Genomic DNA, 5,524 nt, shown 5'->3' with positions numbered 1-5,524 from the left:
ATAGACACGGTGGCGGGCATCGCCACCGCGATCCGCGACATGTGGGTGCGCGGCGCGCCGCTGATCGGCGTGACGGCGGCCTATGGCGTGGCAATCCAGATGACGAACGATCCCTCGGACGAAGCGCTCGACGCGGTTTGGGAAACGCTGCACGAGACGCGGCCGACGGCGATTAACCTGCGCTGGGCGCTGGACGAGATGCGCGCGTTCCTGCTGCCAATTCCGCTCGAGCAGCGCGCCGAGGCCGCCTTCCGCCGCGCCGGCGAGATCGCCGACGAGGATGTCGGCCTGAACCGGAATATCGGCGTCAACGGACTGGCGATCATCAAGGAGATCGCCGCAGGGAAGAAGCCCGGTGAGCCGGTGAACATATTGACCCACTGCAACGCCGGCTGGCTGGCGACAGTCGACTACGGCACGGCGACCGCGCCGATCTATCTGGCGGTTGAAGAAGGCATTTCGGTTCACGTCTATGTCGACGAGACGCGCCCGCGCAATCAGGGCGCGCAACTCACCGCCTGGGAAATGGCTGGACATGGCGTGCCGCATACTCTGATCGTCGACAATGCCGGCGGCCACCTCATGCAGCGGGGCGAGATCGACATGGTGATTGTCGGCACCGACCGCACCACCGCCAATGGCGACGTCTGCAACAAGATCGGCACCTATCTGAAGGCGCTAGCCGCGCACGACAACGGCGTGCCGTTCTATGTCGGATTGCCGTCGCCGACCATTGACTGGACCGTAGGCGACGGATTGAAGGAAATTCCGATCGAGCAGCGCTCGAGCGACGAGGTTTCGTTCGTCTGGGGCAAGACAGCATACGGCGAGATCGCACAGGTGCGGGTTTCGCCGGAGGCGACCGGAGCCGCAAACCCGGCCTTTGACGTGACCCCGGCGCGGCTGGTGACCGGGCTGATCACCGAGCGCGGCATCGCGAAGGCGTCGCGCGAGGGATTGAAGGCGCTGTTTCCGGAACGTAGTTAGCTACAAAAAATCCGCTCGGTGCGGGGCGAACGTGTCGACCAGTCGGCCGGCTTCAAGCGCCTTCACCCCGTGCACGAGATTCGACGGAACGATAAAGCTGCTTCCCGCCGCCAGTGTTTCCGTCCGCCCATCGATGGTGACCTCGAAACGGCCTTCCGCGATGTAGCTCGCCTGGACGTGCGGGTGGGAATGCAGCGCGCCGACGCCGCCTTTCTCGAAGCCGAATTCCACGACCATCAACTCGTCGGTGAAGAGCACGACGCGTCGGCGGTTCCCGTCGGGCGTCGCAACCCACTCTCCCTCGCCGGGGTGGGAAAAAATCTTCGGATCGGACATTGCGAACTCCTATCTTGCCAACCAACCGCCATCGACCGGGACGACGGCGCCATGCATGTAGTTCGACGCCGGCGCCAGCAGGAAAACGGCCGTGTCGCCTATGTCTGCCGGCACGCCCCAGCGGCCGGCCGGAATTCGCGCCAGGATCGCGGTGCTGCGGTCCGCGTCGGCGCGAAGGGCGGCCGTGTTGTTGGTCTCGATATAGCCGGGGGCAATGGCGTTGACGTTGACGCCCTTCTGCGCCCACTCGCATGCGAGCAGCCGCGTGATGCCGAGTGCGCCATGTTTCGACGCGGTGTAGGACGCGACCCGGATGCCGCCCTGGAAGGAAAGCACAGAGGCGACATTGACGATGCGGCCCCGGCGCTGCTCGGCCATAACGCGGCGGCCGAACGACTGGCAGAGGAAGAACAGCGACTTCAGATTGACGTCCATGACGTCGTCCCAGTCGGCTTCGGTAAAGTCGACCGCGTCGTTGCGCCGGATAATGCCGGCATTATTGACCAGCCCGTCGATAGGGCCATGGGTGTCCCATGCCTTATTGAGCATAGCCTGCGCCGCTTCATGATCGCCGAGATCGCAGCCGATCTCAACGAACTTTGCGCCGGCCTCCGAGACCAGCCGGGCCGTATCTTCCATCGATGAGCGGCCGACGCCGATTACTTCACCGCCGGCCTTGGCGATCGAAACCGCGATGCCCTGACCGATGCCGGTGTTTGCACCGGTAACGATGACCCGCTTGCCGGCGAGGCTGAACGCCGAGAGATCGCTCACCGCAGATTCTCCATGGCGACCGGGTCGACGTCGGTGTAGTCGACATTGTCGCCGGCCATCGCCCAGATGAAGGCATAGTTGGACGTGCCCGCGCCGGAATGGATCGACCAACCGGGAGACAGGATCGCCTCCTCGTTCTTGATGACCAGATGGCGTGTTTCGTCCGGCTCGCCCATGAAATGGAAGACCCGCGCCGCTTCCGGCAGATCGAAATAGAGATAGGCTTCCGAGCGCCGGTCATGGATGTGGCAGGGCATGGTGTTCCATACCGAGCCGGGAGCGAGTTGCGTCATGCCGACGACAAGCTGGCAGGTCTTGGCGCCCTCGGGATGGATGAACTGGAAGATCGAGCGTTCGTTGGAAGTCGCCTGGCTGCCGAGGTCGAGCCGCTTGGCGTCGCCGATCTTTATGTGCGTCGTTGGGTGAGACTGATGGGCGGGCGCGCTCAACAGATAAAATTTGGCCGGAGCCGAAGCGTCTGCCGAGGTGAAGGAAACGGCTTCGACGCCCATGCCGATATAGATCATGTCGCGCGGGCCGATGGCGTAGGACTGCCCGCCCGCCTCGACAGTGCCGGCGCCGCCGACGTTTACAGCGATCAATTCGCGTCGGTCGAGGAAATTCTTCGTGCCAGTCGGCTTGATCGCCTCGAGCGTCACGGGCGATGCCGCCGGCATCGCGCCGCCGACGATCATCCGGTCGTAATGTGTGTAGGTAAGGCAGATGCGGCCGCTCTGGAACAGGCCTTCGATGTGGAAATTATGCCTGAGCTCGTCGGTGCCCATGGCTGCGGCTGCGGCGGGGTCGATGGCAAAGCGGGAGGCGTAGTCGATATGGCTTTGGGTCATGAAACTGCTTTCCATGGAGAAAAATCGGCTCAGGAGGATCGGGGTTTTCCGATTCCTGACATGTACTCGGCATGCTGGCCGTTCAACCGGGCGCGGTATCGCTCCTGGCTGGCCGTGAGATGGGCGCGCATGCCGTCACGCGCGGCCTGCGCGTCGCCGGCAGAGATGGCATTGAGGATCACGAGGTGCTCGCGCTGCAGGCCGACCTGGTACTCCCGCGTCAGCACGCTCTCCGTGCCCCACGGTGCTGTCACATCGCAAGGGATGGTGCGCGCGCCAAGCGCATCCAGCACCTCGACATAGAACGGGTTGTTGGTCGCCGCCGCGATGGCGCGATGGAAGGCGAAATCGGTCTTGCCGGTCGCCTCGTCGAGAGCCAGGAGTCTTTCGAACTCGAAGAACGCCTCCTGAATCTCGGCTTCCTGCGCGCCGTTCCGGCGCACCGCTGCCAGTCCGGCGCTCTCGATCTCGATGCCCATGCGCACTTCAAGCACGTTCAGCGCCTGCGAAATCTTCCCGCCAATGTCCTGGCCGATGGAGCCGAAGGCGAGCGACGGACGTTCGATGACGAATACGCCGGCACCCTGGCGTGCTTCGACAAGGCCGTCGGCGGCAAGCGTCGCGATTGCCTCCCGGATGACAGTCCGGCTGACGCCGAATGTCTCGGTAAGCTGGTATTCGGTAGGCAGTTTCTGCCCAGGCGCAAACGCTCCGCCCAGCACCTGTGACCTGAGCGCCGAGACGACGCGTTCGGCGAGCTTTGGCCTGCGCTCGGTCCTGAGATCACCGGCTGTATCGGACGCCATCGTGCTCTCCTACTTGAACACGCTTGGCAGCCACAGCGAAATTGCCGGGATGTAGGTGACAAGGCCAAGCACGACGAGGCCGGCGCCGTAGAAAGGCCAGATCGAGCGCATCGCCTGCCAGACCGAGATCTTGCCGACGGCGCAGGCCACGAACTGCACCGCGCCGACTGGAGGCGTGTTCAGCCCGATGCCGAGGTTGAGGATCATGATCACGCCGAAATGCACGGGGTCGATGCCGTAGGACGCCGCCACGGGCAGGAAGATCGGCGTAGTGATGATGATCATCGGGCCCATGTCCATGAACGTGCCGAGCAGCAGCATCAGCACGTTGAGCAGGAGCAGAATGATGAGCGGGTTTTGCGAGATCGCATTCATTCCATCGATCAAGGCCGCCGGAACGCGCAGATAGGCCATCAGCCAACTGAAGCCGGCGGCCGTGCCGATGATCAGAAGCACCATCGCCGTCGTGCGCACGGCGCCGAGCGTGGCATGGACGAAACCTTCCCAGTTCATCTGGCGGTAGACGAAAACCGTCACCAAAAGCGCGTAGAGCACGGCAATGCAGGAGCTTTCCGTCGCCGTGAAGATGCCGGAGCGCACGCCGCCGAAGATGATGCCGATCAGAAGCAGGCCGGGAACGGCGACTGCGGCCAGATGTACGACGGCGCTGAAGCCCGGAAACGGTTCGGTCGGATAGCCTCTGCTGCGCGCAACGAAGTAGGCAGTCAGCATCAATGCTGCTGCCAGCAGCAGGCCGGGGATGATGCCTGCGGTGAATAGGTCCGCGATCGATATCTTGCCGCCGGCCGAGATGGAATAGATGATCATGTTGTGCGAAGGCGGCAAAAGGAGCGCGATCAGCGCAGCCATCGAAGTGACGTTGACAGCATAATCAACGCCATAGCCGCGCGCCTTCATCTGCGGGATCATAAGGCCGCCGACGGCCGCAGCCTCGGCGACGGCGGATCCGGAAATGCCGCCGAACAGGGTCGAGGCGGCAATGTTGACCTGCCCCAGGCCGCCGCGCATATGGCCGACCAGCGACCCGGCAAAGGCGACGATGCGGCTGGCTATGCCGCCACGGACCATCAGATCGCCGGCGTAAATGAAGAAAGGGATCGCCAGCAGCGTAAAGACGCTCATGCCCGAATTCAGCCGCTGGAAGATGACCAGCGGCGGCAGACCCAAATAGAGGATGGTGGCGAAGCTCGCGACACCGAGACAGAATGCGATCGGCGTTCCGATCAGCATCAGAACCGCAAATGAACCGAAGAGAATCCAGAGTTCCATGTTTTATGCTTCTTTCGCCAAGGCAACTTCGGGGACTTCGTCGACGTTGACGTCCTTGTCGACTTCGACGCCCGCAAACCGAAGCGCCATGCGCTCGAGCGAGAACAGGATGATGAGAAAGCCACCGGCCACGACTGGCAGGTAGTCGAAGCCGCCCGGCAAACCGAGCGAGGGGAGGGTGGAGGCCCAGGTGAGCGCGACCAGCTGCGAACCGTACCAGACCATGCCGACGCCGAAAGCCGCGACCACGATGTCGGAAATGGTGCGCAGCGCGGCCTTGCTGCCGTCAGGCAGCACGTAGAGCAGTACGTCGAAGCCGAGATGGTAGTTCTCGCGCACGCCGACGGCGGCGCCGAGAAAGATGAACCAGCTCATCAGCATGACCGCGCCCGGCTCGGTCCAGCTCGGCGAATCGTTGAGCACGTAGCGGCAGAATACCTGCCAGGCTACGAACGCCGTCATCAGGACAAGCCCGATGCCGGC

General features: G+C 63.4%; 7 protein-coding genes. 1 reads left to right on the top strand and 6 read right to left on the bottom strand.

The features are described 5' to 3' along the window. The coding region (mtnA, locus tag MAXJ12_RS13165; RefSeq protein WP_008836379.1) for an S-methyl-5-thioribose-1-phosphate isomerase at positions 1-987 on the top strand (987 nt) is incomplete at its 5' end. Here the strand turns inward: mtnA and MAXJ12_RS13160 are convergent. From MAXJ12_RS13160 to MAXJ12_RS13135, 6 genes are all read right to left on the bottom strand, one after another. Continuing rightward, positions 988-1,323 (bottom strand): cupin domain-containing protein, encoded by a 336-nt coding sequence (locus tag MAXJ12_RS13160; RefSeq protein WP_008836378.1) that lies wholly within the window; start codon positions 1,321-1,323, stop codon positions 988-990. 9 nt (positions 1,324-1,332) lie between these two features. Continuing rightward, positions 1,333-2,097 carry a 2-dehydro-3-deoxy-D-gluconate 5-dehydrogenase KduD gene (kduD, locus tag MAXJ12_RS13155; RefSeq protein WP_008836377.1) on the bottom strand — a complete coding sequence of 255 codons (765 nt, stop codon included), beginning with the start codon at positions 2,095-2,097 and terminating at the stop codon, positions 1,333-1,335. Further along, entirely contained in the window at positions 2,094-2,945 is an 852-nt protein-coding gene (gene kduI / locus MAXJ12_RS13150; protein ID WP_008836376.1) for a 5-dehydro-4-deoxy-D-glucuronate isomerase, read from the bottom strand. The genes kduD and kduI overlap by 4 nt, the downstream gene beginning before the upstream one ends. 29 nt (positions 2,946-2,974) lie before the next feature. Continuing rightward, the gene (locus MAXJ12_RS13145; RefSeq protein ID WP_008836375.1) at positions 2,975-3,751 is read right to left on the bottom strand and encodes a FadR/GntR family transcriptional regulator; all 777 of its coding nucleotides are present in this window, start codon (positions 3,749-3,751) and stop codon (positions 2,975-2,977) included. Positions 3,752-3,760: 9 nt separating this feature from the next. Then, complete coding sequence (locus MAXJ12_RS13140; protein ID WP_008836374.1) at positions 3,761-5,041, bottom strand: TRAP transporter large permease; 1,281 nt, start codon at positions 5,039-5,041, stop codon at positions 3,761-3,763. Between the two features lie 3 nt (positions 5,042-5,044). Continuing rightward, positions 5,045-5,524, bottom strand: a 480-nt coding sequence (locus MAXJ12_RS13135; protein ID WP_008836373.1) for a TRAP transporter small permease, incomplete at its 5' end; no start/stop codon positions are given.

It is taken from the genome of Mesorhizobium alhagi CCNWXJ12-2, assembly GCF_000236565.1.
Taxonomy (GTDB): domain Bacteria; phylum Pseudomonadota; class Alphaproteobacteria; order Rhizobiales; family Rhizobiaceae; genus Allomesorhizobium; species Allomesorhizobium alhagi.
The sequence above is the reverse complement of the archived record's forward strand: the minus strand, read 5'-3'. Positions and strand labels throughout refer to the sequence as shown.